Genomic DNA, 17,961 nt, shown 5'->3' with positions numbered 1-17,961 from the left:
GCGCCGAGGACTCGCCCTCGCCCGCCCCGGCGCCCGCCGCCTCGTCCGGCACATCATCCGCCCGGGCCGCCGCACCGGCGCCGATCGTCGCCCGGCAGGTGCCTCCGGCGCCGGCGCCCGCTCAGGCCGGCCTGGCTGCGCCGGCGCTGCTGATCCCCACCGTGCCGCCGCCCTCGGCGCCGACCAACACCCGCGGGCGCATCAACCCGCTGCTGACCTTCGACACCCTGGTGCCGGGCCGCGCCAACCAGATGGCGCGCACCGCCGCGCTGCATGTCGTCGGCTCGCCCGGCGGCATGTACAACCCGCTGTTCCTGTACGGCGGCGTCGGCCTGGGCAAGACGCACCTGATCCACGCGGTCGGCAACGCGATGCTGCGCGAGCGCGCCGACGCGCGCGTGCTCTACCTGCATGCCGAGCAGTTCATCTCGGACGTGGTGCGCAACTACCAGCGCAAGACCTTCGACGAGCTGAAGGCCAAGTACCACTCGCTCGACCTGCTGCTGATCGACGACGTGCAGTTCTTCGCCGGCAAGGACCGCACGCAGGAGGAGTTCTTCAACGCCTTCGAGGCGCTGGTGTCCAAGCGCGCGCACATCGTCATGACCAGCGACACCTACCCCAAGGGCCTGGTGGACATCGACGAGCGCCTGACCAGCCGCTTCGACTCGGGCCTGACGGTGGCCATCGAGCCGCCGGAGCTGGAGATGCGCGTGGCCATCCTGATGAAGAAGGCCGAGGCCGAGGGCTGCGCGATGCCCGAGGAGGTCGCCTTCTTCATCGCCAAGAACGTGCGCGCCAACGTGCGCGAGCTCGAAGGCGCGCTGCGCAAGGTCGTCGCCTACTCGCGCTTCAGCCACAAGGTGATCAACATCGCGCTGACGCGCGAGGCGCTGAAGGATCTGCTGTCGATCCAGAACCGCCAGATCTCGGTCGAAAACATCCAGAAGACGGTCGCCGACTTCTACAAGATCAAGATCGCCGACATGTACAGCAAGAAGCGCCCGTCCAGCATCGCGCGGCCACGCCAGATCGCGATGTACCTGGCCAAGGAGATGACGCAGAAGAGCCTGCCCGAGATCGGCGAGCTCTTCGGCGGGCGCGATCACACCACGGTGCTCTACGCGGTGCGCAAGATCGCCGAGGAGCGCCACAAGAACACCGAACTGAACCAGCAGCTGCATGTGCTCGAGCAGACCCTGAAGGGCTGAGCGAGTCCACAGGACGGAACCACCCCACCGCAGAGACCCACCTCATGATCGTCTTGAAAGCACCGCAGGACAAACTCCTCGCCGCCCTGCAGGCGGTCTCCGGCATCGTCGAGCGTCGCCACACGCTGCCGATCCTGGCCAATGTGATGCTGCGCAAGCAGGGCCCGGAATGCGAGTTCACCACCAGCGATCTCGAGATCCAGGTGCGCACCCGCGCCGAGATGGGCGGCGACGCCGGCGACTTCAGCATCACGGTGGGCGCGCGCAAGCTGATCGACATCCTGCGCACGCTGCCCGGCGACCAGATCGTCACGCTGAGCGCGGCCCAGAACAAGCTGACGCTGCAGGGCGGCAAGAGCCGCTTCACGCTGCAGACGCTGCCCGCCGACGACTTCCCGCTCGTGCAGGAGGCGGCCGACTTCGGCCCGACCTTCAGCGTGCCGCAGAAGACGCTCAAGCACCTGATCGACCAGGTGCACTTCGCGATGGCGGTGCATGACATCCGCTACTACCTCAACGGCATTCTCTTCGTCGCCGAGGGCCACACGCTGACGCTGGTGGCCACCGACGGCCACCGCCTGGCCCTCGCCCAGGCCACGCTCGATGTCGAGATCCCGAAGCAGGAGGTGATCCTGCCGCGCAAGACGGTGCTGGAGCTGCAGCGCCTGCTCAAGGACAGCGGCAAGGCGGCCAAGGACGACGAGGGTGCGCCGATCGAGATGGGCTTCGCCACCAACCAGGCGCGTTTCGTCTTCGGCGGCATGGAGTTCGTCACCAAGCTGGTCGAGGGCAAGTTCCCCGACTTCAATCGCGTCATCCCGAAGAACCACCGCAACCACGTCACGCTGGGCCGCGCCGCGCTGCTGACCAGCCTGCAGCGTGCGGCCATCCTGACCAGCGAGAAGTTCAAGGGCGTGCGCCTGAACTTCGAGACCGGCCTGCTGAAGATCGCCTCCAGCAACGCCGAGCAGGAAGAGGCCAAGGAAGAGCTGGAAATCGACTACGACGGCCCGACCATCGAGATCGGCTTCAACGTCACCTACCTGATGGACGTGCTGTCCAACATGGACCAGGAGATGGTGACGCTGTCGCTGCAGGACGCCGGCAGCTCGGCGCTGTTCACCCGTCCGGACGACAGCGGCTTCAAGTACGTGGTCATGCCGATGCGCATCTGACCGCCCCGGCGGCCCGGTCGGCGACAATGTCAGACCGACCGGCATGGCGTGAACCCATCACCCGAGCGGGCTCCGGCCCGCTCCGGCCTTTCTGCAAGAGCGACATGAGCGACCTGAACCTGCCCTCCCCCACTCCGATCCCGGCCACCGCGGACGCCTCCGCCGCCTACGGCGAGGGCAGCATCCAGATCCTGGAAGGGCTGGAAGCGGTGCGCAAGCGCCCGGGCATGTACATCGGCGACACCTCCGACGGCACCGGCCTGCACCATCTGGTCTTCGAGGTCGTCGACAACTCGATCGACGAGGCCCTGGCCGGCCACTGCGACGACATCGTCGTCACCATCCACACCGACAACTCGATCTCGGTCATCGACAACGGCCGCGGCATCCCGACCGGCGTGAAGATGGACGACAAGCACGAGCCGAAGCGCTCGGCCGCCGAGATCGCGCTGACCGAGCTGCATGCCGGCGGCAAGTTCAACCAGAACTCGTACAAGGTGTCGGGCGGCCTGCACGGCGTGGGCGTGTCCTGCGTCAACGGCCTGTCGAAGTGGCTGCGCCTGACGGTGCGCCGCGACGGCCGGGTGCACCAGATCGACTTCCGCAAGGGCGTGCCGCAGGACCGGGTGATCGAGCTGCGCGACGGCGTCGAGACCAGCCCGATGCGCGTCACCGGCGAGACCGACAAGCGCGGCACCGAGGTCCACTTCCTGCCCGACACCGAGATCTTCCAGCAGAACAACGAGTTCCACTACGACATCCTGGCCAAGCGCCTGCGCGAGCTCTCGTTCCTGAACAACGGCGTGAAGATCCGCCTGGTCGACGAGCGCAACGGCGGCAAGGAGGACAACTTCGCCTACGCCGGCGGCGTCAAGGGCTTCGTGGAGTTCGTCAACAAGGGCAAGAAGGTCCTGCACCCGAACATCTTCCACGCCGTCGGCGAGAAGCAGAGCGACCAGGGCACCACCATCGGCGTCGAGGTGGCGATGCAGTGGAACGACGCGTTCTCCGAGTCGGTGCTCTGCTTCACCAACAACATCCCGCAACGCGACGGCGGCACCCACCTGACCGGCCTGCGCGCGGCGATGACGCGCGTCATCAACAAGTACATCGAGGACAACGACATCGCCAAGAAGGCGAAGGTCGAGATCAGCGGCGAGGACATGCGCGAGGGTCTGGCCTGCGTCGTCTCGGTGAAGGTGCCGGAGCCGAAGTTCAGCTCGCAGACGAAGGACAAGCTGGTGTCGTCGGAAGTGCGCGCGCCGGTGGAGGACATCGTCAGCCGCCTGCTGACCGACTGGCTGCTGGAGAACCCGACCGACGCCAAGACCATCTGCGGCAAGATCGTCGACGCCGCGCGCGCCCGCGACGCCGCGCGCAAGGCGCGCGAGATGACGCGCCGCAAGGGCGTGCTCGACGGCCTGGGCCTGCCGGGCAAGCTGGCCGACTGCCAGGAGAAGGACCCGACGCTGTGCGAGATCTACATCGTCGAGGGTGACTCCGCCGGCGGCTCGGCCAAGCAGGGCCGCGACCGCAAGTTCCAGGCGATCCTGCCGCTGCGCGGCAAGATCCTGAACGTCGAGCGCGCGCGCTACGAGAAGCTGCTGTCCAGCAACGAGATCCTGACGCTGATCACCGCCCTGGGCACCGGCATCGGCCAGGGCATGGGCGGCGACGACTTCAACCCGGACAAGCTGCGCTACCACCGCATCATCATCATGACCGACGCGGACGTGGACGGCGCCCACATCCGCACGCTGCTGCTGACCTTCTTCTACCGCCAGATGCCCGATCTGGTCGAGCGCGGCCACATCTACATCGCGCAGCCGCCGCTCTACAAGGTCAAGCACGGCAAGCAGGAGCAGTACCTGAAGGACGCCGCCGCGCTGGACGAGTACCTGGTGCGGGTGGCGCTGGACGGCGCGGTGGTCGAGCCCGGCGAGGGCCGCGAGGCCATCCGCGGCGAGGCGCTGGACCGGCTCGCCGGCCAGTACGTCAAGGCCGCCAACGTCATCGACCGGCTGTCGAACTGGATGGACGTCGAGGCGCTGCGCGCGATCAGCGACGGCCTGACCCTGGACCTGGAGGACGCCGCGCGCGCCGCCGCCAGCGCCGAGGCGCTGAAGGCCGCGCTGCACGACGCCGAGGTCAGCGCCGAGATCGACCCGCGCAGCGACAAGCCCTACCTGCGCATCAGCCGCCGCCACCACGGCAACGTCAAGAGCAGCGTCATCACCGCCGACTTCGTGCACGGCGCCGACTACGAGGCGCTGAGCGAGGCCGGCCGCACCTTCAAGGACCTGCTGACGCCCGAGGCGGTCGCGCGCCGCGGCGAGGGCGAGCGCCAGAAGGAGATCCGCGTCGCCGACTTCCGCGCCGCGATGGCCTGGCTGCTGCAGCAGGCCGAAAGCTCGGTCGGCCGCCAGCGCTACAAGGGCCTGGGCGAGATGAACCCCGAGCAGCTCTGGGAAACCACGATGGACCCGACGGTCCGCCGCCTGCTCAAGGTCCAGATCGAGGACGCCATCGAGGCCGACAAGGTCTTCACGATGCTGATGGGCGACGAGGTCGAGCCGCGGCGCGACTTCATCGAGAGCAATGCGCTGAGGGCGGCGAACATCGACGCCTGACGTTCACGGTGGCCTTCACCCTCGACCTCACCCCGCTGCGCCGCGCCCTGACCTCGCTGGAGGACAGCCTGCGCGTCACCGAGGACGTGGCGTGGCTGCAGGCGCAGTCGGACGCGGTGCGCAACACGCTGTTCGCAGGCGTCATCCAGAACTTCGAGTTCGTCTACGAGCTGGCGACGAAGATGCTGAAGCGCCAGATCGAGGCGGAAGCGGCCACGCCGGGAGAGACCGACCAGCTCGGCTTTCGCGACCTGCTGCGGGTCGGGGCGGAAAAGGGGCTGGTGCGGGATGTCGAGGCCTGGTTTCGCTACCGGCAGATGCGCGGCACGACCTCGCATACCTATGACGTGGGCAAGGCGCGGCAGGTCTATGAAGGCATCCGCCCCTTCGTGGCCGATGCGCGCGGGCTGCTCGAAGCGCTGGAGCGCCGGGGATGACCGCGCCGGCCAATGAGGCGGCTCTGGCAGCACGGCTGTCGATCGAGCCGCACCATCTGGCCCTCGTCCGGCAGATCCTGGCCCGGCTGCTGCCCGGACGGGAAGTCTGGGCCTTCGGTTCACGCGCCGGTGGCGGCGCGCATCCGCCCAAGCCTTGGTCGGATCTCGATCTGGCCGTGATCGGCGCCCATGCGCTCACGCTGGACGAGCAAGCCGCACTGGCGGAGGCATTCTCCGAATCCGATCTGCCCTGGCGGGTCGACGTGGTCGACTGGACCACGCTCGACGAGGCTTTCAGGGCGCGGATCGCTGCGGCGCGGCTGCTGCTTCTTTCGGGATCGCAACGGTCCGGTTCTCGCTGAACCGCGCGCCCTCATCGGCTCGATTCTTTTGGGCTGGGCTGCATTCTCGGGTTTCTGCTGTCTACTTGTAGGAGAGCTTACGAGGGAACCTAGCTCAGTTCGCTCGTCGCAAAGTTTTGTTGGCCAGAGGCACGTTTAACAACTGGCTAGGGCCGCCGTGTTCCCGTGAGCTGTTGATCAAGACCCTTTGTGTAGCCCGACTGGCACCGAGGTAGACGCGTGACACGTATCGCCGACGGGCCCCTTGTCCTTGGCCTTCGTCATAGTCCGCGCTATCAGCATGGATGAGGAACACGGTGTGGAACTGCAGCCCAGCGACGTACTCGGGCATACTGAAGACGCATTTGTTCTTGGCGTAGCGCAGTTCTTTCAGGTCTTCACGCGTAGTGATCGCCACGAACTTTTCCTGCACTCGGCCGGCGACACGGATCTTGTCGAACAGCGTCTCGTTTAAGCACAGTACCGCCACCTGACTGCCGCCGCCATCGATGCTGCGAGCCTGGCGCGTGGCCTGATCGAAGACGCTATCGACAAGCTTGATGTCGGTGTCGTACACCGCTAGGGTCGGCGTCTCGCCGTCGCCCTGCTGCGACTCGGCGACGTAGGTTGCATACTCACCCTCCAGATCTATTGCCGGGAAGGATGCGTCGATGTCGCGCAGGAAATCCGTGATCTGAGGCGTTGATCGATACACCTGCTTGAGTTCATTCAGCACCGACTCGCCAACGCCCGGATTGCGAAATTTCTCCATCCCGCCGCTTATGGCAACGTCACTGGACCCTTGCTTGATGTCGTACGCCATGAGCAGCGGCCACCGGCCGGTGACCTGAGCCCGCGATTTGAATAGGTTGTGAAGCAGCATGGCTTCTACACGGGTGAAGTAGTGGTACTCATCGACGAACACGAGGTCAAAACCATCACGTTCACGTAGGGCAGTCCACTCATGAGTGCCAAGATAGCGCGCAAAGTCCGCCACCATCTGATCCAATCCCAGCATCTTCTCCTCCATCAACAGAGTCCGGTAGACGTCGTGGATTTCGAGAACAACGTACCGGTGGGCCTCAGTTGGCAAGACCATCTGCCAAGCATCCCTGGAACCGCGCGCGTAGCGATGGGCTTCTTGGGTGCCCTTCTTGATGGAATCCAGATCCAGCACGCAGGCAAACTCGTTCATGAGCTCGTCAACGAGGGAAACGTCTTCGGAAAAATTCCGCAGGCGCTTCTCCAAGTCTTGACAGCGGGGAAAGAGGTCAAGCACGATGCGAGGTTCTTGCACAACCACGCGAATGGCCTGTTCGATGAGCATCCGTTGGTAATCACGTCCATCACGGCCGTCCAGCGACAGCGGCCTCAAACCCTTCTTTTCGTAACCCAGTTTCTCCTGCGCAAGTTCGTAGATAGTGCCGATCCACAGTCTAGGTTGGCCGGAAGGTGTTTTCAACGACGACCACCGTTCTGTGGGGTCCAGCGCATGGAGCATGGACCGCACCACCGTATGAGCCAAAGCCGAACTGTGGGTCAGGAAAGCGAACGTCTTGTCGCCGTCCGCGTCGGCATACAGATCGCGCAAGCACTTCACCGCCATAGACTGTGTCTTGCCAGTGCCTGCGGCACCACGCAGCCTCACGGGCCCGTCATGCGGCTGATCGACGAATTTGCGTTGCTCGCGGTTCAGGCGTTGGTCGTACCACTCCTGCAGCGTCCCAGAACTTGACAACCGAACGCCGAGCGGTTCGGAAAGCAAGACGCCGAAGTTTCCAACGGGTGGCGGGGCCGAGGGCTCCGTCAGCAGGGCATCGCAGAGGCCATCCATCGCGCGCTCAAACAGCGCACGGTCCTCAGGTACGCCGGCCAGGTCTTCCGGGTTCTCTGTGACGGCAAATGCATAGAGATTGCCATCCACGTCTGGCGCCTGATCAAAATAAATGCGTTGCCTGACGTTACGAGAGGACTGCCCGTATACCGAAAGCCGGGAGCCCATGTGATAGGGTTGCCATTGGATCGGAATTGCAATGCCGCGCTCGAAATGTCGTAGCGCAACGCGGATCACCCGATCGAAGGCAATACGCGGCTTAGCCAATCCAACAGTATTGGCGAAAATTTCGGTGTTGATGACCAAGTAGCCGCTTTCGAGCTCGGCTTCCTCGGACAGCAGGTAGACGATGTCACCGGATTGCACACGGCGAAGGCCGTCAGTGTTCTGCGGCACTTCAAATTTCCGAAACCAAATATCTTCTACGAACCCCCGGTCCAAAATTCGGATAGCCTTTTTATCGATGACGACAGCAGAGATGATGTCGCTATTGCAATCATTCATAGTCACACCTCCTTGATGTGCTTCTTGAAGAATTCTTCAACCGTGATTTCGGTCGCTGCCTCGCAGGCGGACTCGAATGTCGTAGGCATGCCAATACGAGAAAACAAGAACGCAAGCTTCTGGGTGATCGCAAACCGGATACCATCGTTGAGGCGGCCGACACGATGGAAGGCACCTGGGTGGCCATCGATACGAGCGTCCTGCTCAGTGAGGTAAAGCTCCGGCGCCATAATGGCCCACATCGAACGCAGCATCACCACGAATCCAAGACCGCTCTGCCTGGGCAACTCCGGGAGTACGAAGTAGTCTTGGAAGCCACCACCATCCTTGAAAGCGTTGCGAACACTGTCCTGTTGAGTCTTCTCGTCGGTGCCAAAAAGCTTCCAGGCATCTTTCAGCCGATCGAAAGCGCTAGTGCCTTCCTCGGCGATCACCGTGAGCGCGAAGCCTTGGAGGTCGCGCAGCTGCTTGGAATCCGGCGATGGCTTCTGGCCAGTGGTGCTAGTCAGAATTTCTGCAGCGGTTTTGTCGCGCAGCCACTGCACAAGGGATTCATGGGTCAGATCTGCAACGTCAACTTTCAGCTTGCGTATCTGCCCCGTGAGTTGCTGACAAATCGGTTTCGAACGCTTCTCGGAAAGCTTGCGCAGCTGCTCCTGCGCCCAAGGCCCCTCGATATAGGCGGCCATCGGCATAATTTCCAACAAAGTGTAGCGATCTCCGGCCTTCCTATTTGCGATATCGCAATCCGCCGTTATCACGACCCCCAGCTTTTTTACCACGCCCGTCTTAGTAGGATCGAGCTGGCGGATTATGTCGCCTTGACGCACATCTTCTGTATCATCGATTGACGTGAAGAAGTCGTTCATCTGTATTTTCCCGGATCAAAAAATCAGATAATAAGAGGAACAAGCCCAGCCGATACCGGGGCTTCACCACGCACCACCCAAAATCGGCAAATTTACACACAAACGACACGACTCATCCGTTTCAAAGCACAGCGCAAGCCTCGAAAAAGCATGAGCAGACCTGTGGTGACCTTGATGTCAAAGCCACGGCCCTGACAAGCAAAGCCGACTGACAGCACCGTCTATGTGGACAAAATTTTCTTTTTTATTAAACCGGCAACTATTTACATGACATGAATCCGATGTTTTCCCCTGCAAATCAATTACTTACAAATTTTCCAACATAATGCCTTTAATTGCCGGTTTAATAAATCAAAAACTTAAGATCATCCGTAGCCATTGACAGCCATCGCAACGAAATGTCTACCATGGGTCAAAGTACCGACTCCGATCCTGAAAACTCACGGTCATGCTTCCGCAGCGATTGGCGAATACCTCACCGTGACACCCGCCCGCGCATCCAGCCCGAGCGCAACCCGCTCCACCGCCCCCGACTCCCCACACGCCCCCAGCACCAGCCGATACGTCGCCCGCGTCATCGCCACATACAGCAGGCGCCATTCCTCCTCCTCGCTGTGGTGCGCGTCCGGCACGGCCTGCAGCCCGACGATGGCGACGGTGTGGAACTCCAGCCCCTTGGAGGCGTGCAGCGTGGTGAGCTTGACGCTGTCCGGCTCCCACGTTCCCGCGCGCTGCAGGCGCTGGGTGCGGATGCCGCGCAGGTGCAGCGCCTTTTCCACCGGGTCGAGCAGGTCGTGCCGGCGCGCCAGGACGCCCATGTTGGCCGGGGACACGCCGTCCGCCAGCGCCTCGGCGAGGCGCTCGGCGACCAGCTCGGCCTCCTCGCGCGGCGTGCGTCCGCGCAGCAGTTCCGGCGCGGGGCCGCTGCGGCCGGCGCCGAGCGGGGTCTGCTGCACGATGTCGCTGTCGCCCTCACCTGGGCCGTCCACCGCCCCGTCCGGCTCGCCGCCGCGCAGCAGCTGGCCGGCGGTCGCGGTGGCGAGCTTCAGCACCTCGGCCGTGTTCCGGTAGTTGACCTTCAGCACGCTGGTGCGCCCGCGCGCCTCGATGCCGACGCTGGCGAAGCTGAACTTGCGGCGCGGCTGGCGGTAGATCGACTGCGCGTCGTCGTAGAGCACCAGCAGCGAGTTCGTCGCCGGATCGACCAGCTGGGGCGCCAGCCGCAGCCACGCATCCTCGAAATCGTGCGCCTCGTCGATCATCAACGCCGCGTACTGCGCCCGCGGGATGCGGCCATGCGCCACCGCCTCGACCACCCGGTCGGCCAGCGCGTCGTAGTCCGGCCGGAAGCCCTTCTTCGGGATGCCGAGCTGGTAGGTGTCGGCCATGTCGTAGCACCAGCCGTGGAAGGTGCGCACCTGCACCCGCTCGTCCAGCCCCCGCTGCCGCATCAGCGCGTCGATGCGCGCCGCCAGCGGCCGGTTGTAGCAGAGCACCAGGATCGGCCAGTCCGGCCGCGCCGCGGCGGCGAGCTGCTGGGCGCGGTAGACCAGGATCATCGTCTTGCCCGACCCCGCCACGCCGTGAATGACCCGGTGCCCCTCGCCCATCGAGCGCGCGAGCTGCTCCTGCTGCAGGTCCATCACCAGCATCAGCGCCTCGCTCGGCGACGGCGCCGCCGCAGCGCCGGGCTCGCCCGCGTCGTCGCCGTCCTCGTCCAGCAGCGAGGCCTGCGTCTGCAGCCGGATCTCGGGAAAGAGGTGCCAGCGGATGCGGTCGCGCTGCGGCAGCGTCAGCGCCGTCTTCAGGCGGAACTCCACCGTGAACATGCCCCACAGCCGTTCCTGGAAGACGGCCGGATCCAGATCCTCGGCCAGATCCTCGCGGGTCAGCGTGGTGGCCGGCGGAAAGAACTCGTCCCAGTGCGGATCGGTGATGCGCTGGCGCTCGATGTTGGCGAACACCACCCCGCTGCCCCAGGGCACGGCCAGATTGCCCTTGTGGCGCCCCTCGGTCTGGCACAGGCAGGGATCGCGCTGCATCTGGTTGACCAGCTCGATCGCGTAGCCGCGCGCCTGCAGGCCGGGGTGGATCCGGCTCACCCGCCCCTGACCGTTGGCCAGGTTCAGCTCGACATCGTGGCGCGAGACCTGGTGCAGCGCGCCGGCCCGCCAGCCCTTGACCTCCAGCACCAGCAGGCCGCGGCCCGGATGCAGCACCACGAAGTCCGGCAGGCGCCCCTTGTTGCCCACCGGCACGTTGTGCCAGACGAGATAGTCGTCCTCCAGACAGCGCTGGAGCTGCCGCAGCACGCGCCGCTCGGCGCCGCCGTCCTCCGTGTTGCGGCAACGCGCCGCGATGTTCTGGTATCCCTGTGGAAAGATGGCCACGTCCGTACCCCTGAAGCGTGAATCGCTTTTTCTTGTTCAGGCTGGAAGCAGACCATAGCTACCGAACGGGAGCGGAATGCAGGCTCACAGGAGCCACACAAAAGCGGGCCATTTTTCACAGAACGGCCGTGGGGTACCACCGCGCCGCATCGAGATGCGGCGGCGCGTCGCCGCTCCCGTCATGCCCGCGAAGGCGCACCGGGCATGATGGCAGCCGATGCCGCCCACACCCACTCCCCGCCGCCCCCTGCCACGCATCGACCCCGCGCGCTGCACCGGCTGCGGCTGGTGCGTCGCGGTCTGCCCGCCGCATGTGCTGTCGCTGCAGGTGGTGGCCTGGCGCAAGCGCTCGGTGCTGGAGGACGAGGCCGGCTGCACCGGCTGCTCGAAGTGCGAGCCGCGCTGCCCCTTCGGCGCGATCCGGATGGAGCGGCCTCAGCGGCCCGACAGCGGCAGCGGCGAGGGATCCGGGTCGAGTTCTTCCATCTCGTAGGCGTCGGCCACATAGGCCGGGCCCTTCATCACCCGGACGATGAAGCAGCCGACCGCCAGCGTCAGCAGCAGCGACCAGTGCAGCACGACCAGGCCGATCATCTTGTAGGTCCAGATCATCAGGTCGCGTTCGGCCTGCGCGGTGGTGCCGCCCTCGCCGATCAGGTGACGCGCCAGCACGATCAACGCCGGCAGCAGCGTGCCCCACAGCAGCAGCGCCGGCAGCCGTCGCCACAGCGCCCACTCCAGCCCGGGCGCAGCCCGGACCGAGCCGGGCAGTCGTTTCAGCATGTCCATCGCCGACGACCTCCTCGCGGCCGACTGTAGGGGCCGCAGGACCCCATTCTTCGCCCGGGGTCAAGGGGCGTCGATCCGGGGGCACCACGAGCATCGCGATCGCCGAGGCGCAGCCGCGGTGATTTGTCAATGCGTGCGCCTTGGGCCGTCCTGAACAGGCGGCCGCACAAGGACCGGAACATGATCGATCTCATGTTCCCGTCGCGTCAGCCGGTCTAGATTGGGGCCATGAAGATCGCAACTGCACGCCCCTCTGTCTCGCTGCTGCCGGCCCTGCTGGCGGCCCTCGTGATCACCGCGGCTCCGGCCGCCCAGGCCGCCGATGGCTGGCAATGGCTGCCGGCGCTGAACGATCCGGCCTGGAAGCCCGATGCGACGCTGGCGCTGACCGGCAGCCGCATCGACCCGGATCCCGGCCGCAGCGCCAACGCCTGGGGTCTGGAGCTGGCGCTGCAGTGCGGCCTGATGCAGACGCCGGACCGCCGCATCCGCACCCATCTGAACTACAGCCACGCCTCGCGCGAGGGCACGCGCTTCGACACGCTGACGCTGTCGCCGCGCTACACCGTGCCGCTGGGTGACGGCCTGTCGATCGGCGCCGGCCCGAGCCTGGGCCTGTTCCGGGTCGAGGCCCCGAGCGCCGCGCGCACGCTGCCGGGCCTGGGCGTGGCCGCCGGCCTGAACTGGCGCATCGGCGCGCTGCTGACCGGCGTGGATGTGGGCTGGCACGGCACGCGCGAGCGCGGCGGCCTCGATCAGGATCCGCTGACGGTCGGCGCGAAGATCGGCTTCAGCTTCTGAGCTGGTCCTGGCCGCTCAGGGCGTAGCGCCGCAGCAGCTGCAGCGGCGCGCCGACGCTGGGCTCGACGAACAGGCTCAGCGCGTCGCAGCGCCAGGGCTGCTCGAGCGCCGGCGCGAAGAAGGTGCGCGCCAGCTCCAGCCAGACCGCACGCTCGCCCTCGTCGGGAATCAGGTCGCTGAGCGTGCAGTGGAAATGCCAGCGCTCGAGCACATGCGGACAGCCCCAGCGCGACAGCAGCGCCTGCTGCTCGTCGTCGAGCGGCGCACGCACCCGCCAGCGCGCCAGATCGGACGGGGTGGCGGGCTCGCGGAAGACATCCAGCTCGGTGATGCAGCGGTCCGCCAGGTCGCGCAGCGGATGGGCCTCGGCCAGCGGGCCGGCCGTCTGCAGCACGATCAGATCCTCGAACAGTCCCACCTCGAGCGCCGGCATGTCGAAGGGCGCCACGGTGCGCACCAGCGCGCACAGCGCCTGGTGCAGCGACTGCAGCGAGCAGCCCTCGGCCAGCCGCATCGGCGTCTTCAGCGTCGCATGAAAGCCGTAGCGCCACGGCGCGGCCCGGCGCGCCGGTGCCGCCGGCGCCTCGTCACCGGACGGATCTCGGCCCAGCCAGGTGCAGCCGGACTGCCACAGCGGGTGGTCGACAGGCGGAGTCAGGTAGATCGCGTAGCGGGCACTCATCGAGGCAGGACAACCGGGACAGACGGGAGATCAGGTTCGGACAAGGCCACATAGACTACCTTGTTCCGGCAGGTCGTGACATCCCACCGTGAGAGATTTGCGAATTCAATACCGCTGCGTACCTTTCCGGAAGCTGTGAATCGTGCACATCCGCGCACAAGCAACGGCGGTCACACTCGCGAACATGCAAGATTCACTCATGCAGGGAGAAAAAGTCCTGACCGGCGCACGGCTGGTGCTGGCGGATCAGGTCATGCTCGGCAGCGTGCGGCTGCGCGACGGGCGCATCGTCGACATCGATGCCGGGCGCATGCGGCTGCCGGGCGCGATCGACCTCGAGGGCGACCACCTGCTGCCCGGACTGGTCGAGCTGCACACCGACAACCACGAGCGCCACGCGATGCCGCGCCCGGGCGTGCAGCAGCCGGCCTGGAGCGCGGTGCAGGCGCATGACGCCGAGATCGCCGCCGCCGGCATCACCACCGTCTTCGACGCGATCGGCATCGGCGATCCCTACCGGCGGGGCTTTCGCGGCCGCGACCAGAGCGAGATGCTGGCGGTGCTCGATGCGCTCGACGAGGCCGGCGTGCTGCGCGCCGACCACCGGCTGCACCTGCGCTGCGAGCTGCCGGCCGACAATGCGCTGGAGCTGTTCGAACCCTATGCCGGACACCCCCGGCTCGGCCTGATGTCGCTGATGGATCACACGCCCGGGCAGCGCCAGTGGAGCGATCTGGTGCGCGCGCGCCTGTACTTCACCAGCAAGAAGGGCTGGAGCGGCCAGCAGTTCGATCAGGAGATCGCCCGGCCGCACGGCCCCGGGAGCGAGCGCGGCCGCCGGGCCGAGGCCAATCGCGGCGCCTTCGTCGCGCTGGCCCGGGCGCTCGGGGTGGCGCTGGCCTCGCATGACGACACCACCGCCGCGCATGTCGACGAGGCCCATGCGCTGGGCGCCTCGATCTGCGAGTTTCCGACCACGCTGGAAGCCGCCCGGCGGGCGGCCGATCTGGGTCTGCTGACCCTGGGCGGCGCGCCCAATCTGCTGCGCGGCCATTCGCATGCCGGCAACGTGCCGGTGGCGGCGCTGGTCGAGGCCGGCGTGCTCGATGCGCTCTCCTCCGACTATGTGCCGGCGACGCTGCTGGCCGCGGCCTGGACGCTGGCGCGCTGCAGCCTGGCGCAGCCGGCCGATGCGGCCCGGCTGCCGCAGGCCATCGCCAAGGTCAGCCGGGCCCCGGCCCGCGCCGTCGGCCTGCACGACCGGGGCGAGATCGCGCCCGGCCTGCGCGCCGACCTGGTGCGGGTGCGCGAGGTCGCGGGTCAGCCGGTGGTGCTGGGCGTCTGGCGCGGCGGGCGTCGGGTGGCCTGACACGAAACCCGGCAGGACCGGAGCAGCCCGGATGCCGGGCGCGCGGGCACTGCGTCATCATCGGGCCATGACCGCCGCCACCCTGCCCGACTTCCGCTCGCCCGATGTCCTGCGCGCGCACATCCGCCACACGATGGCCTTCTACGACGGGCGCTGCATCGACCCGTCCGGAGGCTTCTTCCATTTCTTCCGCGACGACGGCACGGTCTACGACCGGCGCACCCGCCACCTCGTCAGCAGCACCCGCTTCATCTTCAACCACGCGATGGCCTGGCGCCACCTGGAGCGCCGGCCGCAGTGGCTGGAGGCGGTGCGCCACGGCCTGCGCTTCCTGGACGAGGCGCATGCCCAGCCCCAGGGCGGCCACGCCTGGGTGATCGAGCACGATCCGGACCGCTCTGCCGGCGGCGCACCGGGCGCCCGCCCGCGGGTGATCGACGGCACGAACCACGCCTACGGCCAGGCCTTCGTGCTGCTGGCGCATGCGCACGCGCTGATGGCCGGCGTCGAGGAGGCGCGTGCCGGGCTGGAGACCTGCTTCGCGCTGATGGAGACGCGCTTCTGGGAGCCCGCGCACGGCCTGTACGCCGACGAGGCCTCGGCCGACTGGCAGACGCTCTCGTCCTACCGCGGCCAGAACGCCAACATGCACGCCTGCGAGGCCTGCCTGGCCGCGTGGGACGCCACGCAGGACGCCAAGTACCTGCAGCGCGCGCTGACGCTGGCGACCTCGGTCACGCAGCGCCTGGCCGCGCAGGCCGCGCCGCAGGCGGCCGACGGCGCGCTGGTCTGGGAGCACTGGCAGCGCGACTGGACGCCCGACTGGGACTACAACCGCCACGACCGCAGCAACATCTTCCGCCCCTGGGGCTTCCAGACCGGTCACCTGACCGAATGGACCAAGCTGCTGCTGCAGCTGGAAAGCCGGCTGCCCGCCAGCCAGCGGCCCGACTGGATCGTGCCGACCGCGCGGCATTTCTTCGAGGTGGCGATGCGCCGCGGCTGGGACGCGCAGCACGGCGGCCTGGTCTACGGCTTCGCGCCCGACGGCACGGTCTGCGACGCCGACAAGTATTTCTGGGTCCAGGCCGAGAGCCTGGCCGCAGCCGCGCTGCTGGCGATCCGCACCGGCGACACCGCCCTGTGGTCGGCCTACGATCGGCTGTGGACCTACAGCTGGACGCACCTGGTCGACCACCGCCACGGCGCCTGGTTCCGCATCCTCACGCCCGACAACCGCGCCTATTCCGACGAGAAGAGCCCCGCCGGCAAGACCGACTACCACACGATGGGCGCGTGCTGGGATGTGCTGCGGGCGATGGGGGCGTTGCAGACAACGTAGGATGCGTCCGGCCTCCAGAGCCGGTCTGGCCTGACGCGCGGATTGCAGCCGGGTGCGCATCATCAGGACACCCCAACCCACCGCCTCCGCCAGGAGGTCACAAGGAGTCCCGCATGAACTCGCCCTACATGACCACGCCGTCCTCCAGCCAAGGTGCCCGCATCGTCGGCGAGGGCCTGTCCGACACCAGCGGCCCCGGCCCGGAGCTGATGACCGCCGCCACGCTGACCGGCAACACCGTGGTCAACACCGCCGACGAGACGCTGGGCAAGATCGAGGAGATCATGCTCGACGTGCCGGGCGGACGCATCGCCTATGCCGTGATGTCCAGCGGCGGCTTCCTGGGCCTGGGCGAGAAGCTGTTCGCCATTCCGTGGGGCGCACTGACGCTCGACACCAATCGCGAATGCTTCGTGCTGGACGCGCGTGCCGAGACCTTCGAGAACGCCCCCGGCTTCGACAAGGACCACTGGCCGACCCAGGCCAGCGATCTGCAGTGGCACCGCGACGTGCATGCGCACTACGGGCAGAGCGTGACCCCGCTCGGCAGCGTCGTGCGCTGACGAACGCACAGCCGGCCTGGCGTGATGAAGCCCGTGCAGCCCGCCCGGCCTGCGATCGACACGCGCACGGCGCCGCTGCATCTGATCGTCAATCCGCGGGCCGGCGGCCGCCGTGGCGGGCCGGATGAACTCACCCGCCAGCTGACCGAAGCGCTGCCGCCCGGCACTCGGCGCTGGCATGTCCACCCGCCACGCTCGCCGGCCGAGCTGCCCGCGCTGGCGGCACGGGTGGTGGCGCGGGCCCGGAGCGACGGCGGCGTGATCGTCGCGGCCGGCGGCGACGGCACGCTCAACACCGTCGTGCAGGCGCTCTGGGAGCACCCGATTCCGTTCGGTGCGCTGCCGCGTGGCACCTTCAACTTCTTCGGCCGCCAGCACGGCCTGCCGACCGACACCGACGCGGCGCTGCCCCACCTGCTCGCCGCGATCGAGGCGGGCGACATGCGTCCGGTGCAGCTCGGCCGCATCGGCGACCGCATCTTCCTGGTCAATGCCAGCCTGGGCCTGTATCCCGAGCTGCTGGAAGAACGCGAGGCAATGAAGCGCCGCCATGGCCGCAGCCAGTGGATCGCGCGGCTGGCCGGACTGGCCAGCCTGATGCGACCACGCCGAAGCTGGCGGCTGCACCTGACCCGCACCGACCTGGACGGCCAGCGCCACCGCGAGCAGCGCGAGGCCTCCACCCTCTTCATCGGCAACAACCCGCTGCAGCTGCGCGAGGTCGGCCTGTCCGACGCGGCGCTGCACCAGGGCGGCCTGGGTGCGCTGACGCTGGCGCCGGTCGGCCGCGCGGGCATGCTGGGCCTGATCCTGCAGGGCCTGATCGGACGCCTCGGCCGGGCGCAGGCGGTGCAGGACTTCGCCTTCTCCCGGCTCGACATCGACCTGCCGGGGCGCCGCCAGGTCCGCATCGCGATCGACGGCGAGCGCATCCGGCTGCCGCTGCCGCTGCGTGTCGAGGTCGCGCCCCGGCCGCTGTGGCTGCTCGGCGCCCGCGACACGGCCGATTCAGCCTGATCCAGAA

The 17,961-nt window shown here is 67.1% G+C and carries 16 protein-coding genes; 11 read left to right on the top strand and 5 right to left on the bottom strand.

Features of this window, described 5'->3' with window-relative positions:
* The 5 genes from dnaA to NFT33_RS06095 all read left to right on the top strand — a co-directional run.
* Nucleotides 1–1,211: chromosomal replication initiator protein DnaA (gene dnaA, locus NFT33_RS06115; protein WP_251673919.1), on the top strand; the 1,211-nt coding region annotated here is incomplete at its 5' end.
* Nucleotides 1,212–1,255: 44 nt separating this feature from the next.
* Nucleotides 1,256–2,386 carry a DNA polymerase III subunit beta gene (gene dnaN, locus NFT33_RS06110; RefSeq protein WP_149504771.1) on the top strand — a complete coding sequence of 377 codons (1,131 nt, stop codon included), beginning with the start codon at nucleotides 1,256–1,258 and terminating at the stop codon, nucleotides 2,384–2,386.
* A gap of 104 nt (nucleotides 2,387–2,490) precedes the next feature.
* On the top strand, nucleotides 2,491–5,016 hold the full coding sequence (gene gyrB / locus NFT33_RS06105; protein ID WP_251673917.1) for a DNA topoisomerase (ATP-hydrolyzing) subunit B: 2,526 nt from the start codon (nucleotides 2,491–2,493) through the stop codon (nucleotides 5,014–5,016).
* 8 nt (nucleotides 5,017–5,024) lie between these two features.
* Complete coding sequence (locus tag NFT33_RS06100; protein ID WP_251673915.1) at nucleotides 5,025–5,453, top strand: nucleotidyltransferase substrate binding protein; 429 nt, start codon at nucleotides 5,025–5,027, stop codon at nucleotides 5,451–5,453.
* Nucleotides 5,450–5,815: a nucleotidyltransferase family protein gene (locus NFT33_RS06095; RefSeq protein WP_251673913.1), complete on the top strand. Its 366-nt coding sequence runs from the start codon at nucleotides 5,450–5,452 to the stop codon at nucleotides 5,813–5,815. The genes NFT33_RS06100 and NFT33_RS06095 overlap by 4 nt, the downstream gene beginning before the upstream one ends.
* A gap of 94 nt (nucleotides 5,816–5,909) precedes the next feature.
* On the opposite strand, the gene NFT33_RS06090 is transcribed toward NFT33_RS06095, so the two are convergent.
* The 3 genes from NFT33_RS06090 to NFT33_RS06080 form a co-directional block, all read right to left on the bottom strand.
* The gene (locus tag NFT33_RS06090; RefSeq protein ID WP_251673911.1) at nucleotides 5,910–8,132 is read right to left on the bottom strand and encodes a UvrD-helicase domain-containing protein; all 2,223 of its coding nucleotides are present in this window, start codon (nucleotides 8,130–8,132) and stop codon (nucleotides 5,910–5,912) included.
* Nucleotides 8,133–8,134: 2 nt separating this feature from the next.
* Nucleotides 8,135–9,001: a hypothetical protein gene (locus NFT33_RS06085; RefSeq protein WP_251673909.1), complete on the bottom strand. Its 867-nt coding sequence runs from the start codon at nucleotides 8,999–9,001 to the stop codon at nucleotides 8,135–8,137.
* A 446-nt stretch (nucleotides 9,002–9,447) separates the two neighbouring features.
* Nucleotides 9,448–11,391 (bottom strand): DEAD/DEAH box helicase, encoded by a 1,944-nt coding sequence (locus NFT33_RS06080; RefSeq protein ID WP_251673907.1) that lies wholly within the window; start codon nucleotides 11,389–11,391, stop codon nucleotides 9,448–9,450.
* 217 nt (nucleotides 11,392–11,608) lie between these two features.
* Between NFT33_RS06080 and NFT33_RS06075 the strand changes: the two genes are divergently transcribed.
* The gene (locus NFT33_RS06075; RefSeq protein ID WP_251673905.1) at nucleotides 11,609–11,884 is read left to right on the top strand and encodes an indolepyruvate ferredoxin oxidoreductase subunit alpha; all 276 of its coding nucleotides are present in this window, start codon (nucleotides 11,609–11,611) and stop codon (nucleotides 11,882–11,884) included.
* On the opposite strand, the gene NFT33_RS06070 is transcribed toward NFT33_RS06075, so the two are convergent.
* On the bottom strand, nucleotides 11,827–12,180 hold the full coding sequence (locus NFT33_RS06070) for a hypothetical protein (RefSeq protein WP_251673903.1): 354 nt from the start codon (nucleotides 12,178–12,180) through the stop codon (nucleotides 11,827–11,829). The two genes, NFT33_RS06075 and NFT33_RS06070, sit on opposite strands and share 58 nt — an antisense overlap.
* 228 nt (nucleotides 12,181–12,408) lie before the next feature.
* Between NFT33_RS06070 and NFT33_RS06065 the strand changes: the two genes are divergently transcribed.
* Nucleotides 12,409–12,981 (top strand): hypothetical protein, encoded by a 573-nt coding sequence (locus NFT33_RS06065; RefSeq protein WP_149504776.1) that lies wholly within the window; start codon nucleotides 12,409–12,411, stop codon nucleotides 12,979–12,981.
* Here the strand turns inward: NFT33_RS06065 and NFT33_RS06060 are convergent.
* Nucleotides 12,971–13,663: a DUF1045 domain-containing protein gene (locus tag NFT33_RS06060; protein ID WP_251673901.1), complete on the bottom strand. Its 693-nt coding sequence runs from the start codon at nucleotides 13,661–13,663 to the stop codon at nucleotides 12,971–12,973. The two genes, NFT33_RS06065 and NFT33_RS06060, sit on opposite strands and share 11 nt — an antisense overlap.
* A 184-nt stretch (nucleotides 13,664–13,847) precedes the next feature.
* On the opposite strand from NFT33_RS06060, the gene NFT33_RS06055 reads away from it, so the two are divergent.
* The 4 genes from NFT33_RS06055 (at nucleotide 13,848) to NFT33_RS06040 (ending at nucleotide 17,954) form a co-directional block, all read left to right on the top strand.
* Entirely contained in the window at nucleotides 13,848–15,032 is a 1,185-nt protein-coding gene (locus NFT33_RS06055; protein ID WP_246606948.1) for an alpha-D-ribose 1-methylphosphonate 5-triphosphate diphosphatase, read from the top strand.
* Between the two features lie 67 nt (nucleotides 15,033–15,099).
* Nucleotides 15,100–16,374 (top strand): AGE family epimerase/isomerase, encoded by a 1,275-nt coding sequence (locus NFT33_RS06050; protein WP_251673899.1) that lies wholly within the window; start codon nucleotides 15,100–15,102, stop codon nucleotides 16,372–16,374.
* Between the two features lie 113 nt (nucleotides 16,375–16,487).
* Nucleotides 16,488–16,937, top strand: a complete 450-nt coding sequence (locus NFT33_RS06045) for a PRC-barrel domain-containing protein (protein ID WP_244954348.1) — start codon at nucleotides 16,488–16,490, stop codon at nucleotides 16,935–16,937.
* A 24-nt stretch (nucleotides 16,938–16,961) separates the two neighbouring features.
* On the top strand, nucleotides 16,962–17,954 hold the full coding sequence (locus NFT33_RS06040) for a diacylglycerol/lipid kinase family protein (RefSeq protein ID WP_251673897.1): 993 nt from the start codon (nucleotides 16,962–16,964) through the stop codon (nucleotides 17,952–17,954).
* Nucleotides 17,955–17,961 lie beyond the last annotated feature (7 nt).

Origin of the sequence: Sphaerotilus sp. FB-3, from assembly GCF_023706025.1 — a bacterium.
Taxonomy (GTDB): Bacteria; Pseudomonadota; Gammaproteobacteria; order Burkholderiales; family Burkholderiaceae_C; genus Sphaerotilus; species Sphaerotilus sulfidivorans.
Note: the sequence above shows the minus strand (reverse complement) of the source record. Positions and strands in the feature narration are given on the sequence as shown.

Bases quoted from the DNA above. Each gene is read 5' to 3' on its own strand.
- NFT33_RS06060 (WP_251673901.1), bottom strand. From the start codon at position 13,663: ATGAGTGCCCGCTACGCGATCTACCTGACTCCGCCTGTCGACCACCCG.
- NFT33_RS06065 (WP_149504776.1), top strand. From the start codon at position 12,409: ATGAAGATCGCAACTGCACGCCCCTCTGTCTCGCTGCTGCCGGCCCTG.
- NFT33_RS06050 (WP_251673899.1), top strand. From the start codon at position 15,100: ATGACCGCCGCCACCCTGCCCGACTTCCGCTCGCCCGATGTCCTGCGC.
- NFT33_RS06090 (WP_251673911.1), bottom strand. From the start codon at position 8,132: ATGAATGATTGCAATAGCGACATCATCTCTGCTGTCGTCATCGATAAA.
- NFT33_RS06055 (WP_246606948.1), top strand. From the start codon at position 13,848: ATGCAAGATTCACTCATGCAGGGAGAAAAAGTCCTGACCGGCGCACGG.
- dnaN (WP_149504771.1), top strand. From the start codon at position 1,256: ATGATCGTCTTGAAAGCACCGCAGGACAAACTCCTCGCCGCCCTGCAG.
- NFT33_RS06070 (WP_251673903.1), bottom strand. From the start codon at position 12,180: ATGGACATGCTGAAACGACTGCCCGGCTCGGTCCGGGCTGCGCCCGGG.
- NFT33_RS06045 (WP_244954348.1), top strand. From the start codon at position 16,488: ATGAACTCGCCCTACATGACCACGCCGTCCTCCAGCCAAGGTGCCCGC.
- NFT33_RS06075 (WP_251673905.1), top strand. From the start codon at position 11,609: ATGCCGCCCACACCCACTCCCCGCCGCCCCCTGCCACGCATCGACCCC.
- NFT33_RS06040 (WP_251673897.1), top strand. From the start codon at position 16,962: ATGAAGCCCGTGCAGCCCGCCCGGCCTGCGATCGACACGCGCACGGCG.
- NFT33_RS06085 (WP_251673909.1), bottom strand. From the start codon at position 9,001: ATGAACGACTTCTTCACGTCAATCGATGATACAGAAGATGTGCGTCAA.
- NFT33_RS06095 (WP_251673913.1), top strand. From the start codon at position 5,450: ATGACCGCGCCGGCCAATGAGGCGGCTCTGGCAGCACGGCTGTCGATC.
- gyrB (WP_251673917.1), top strand. From the start codon at position 2,491: ATGAGCGACCTGAACCTGCCCTCCCCCACTCCGATCCCGGCCACCGCG.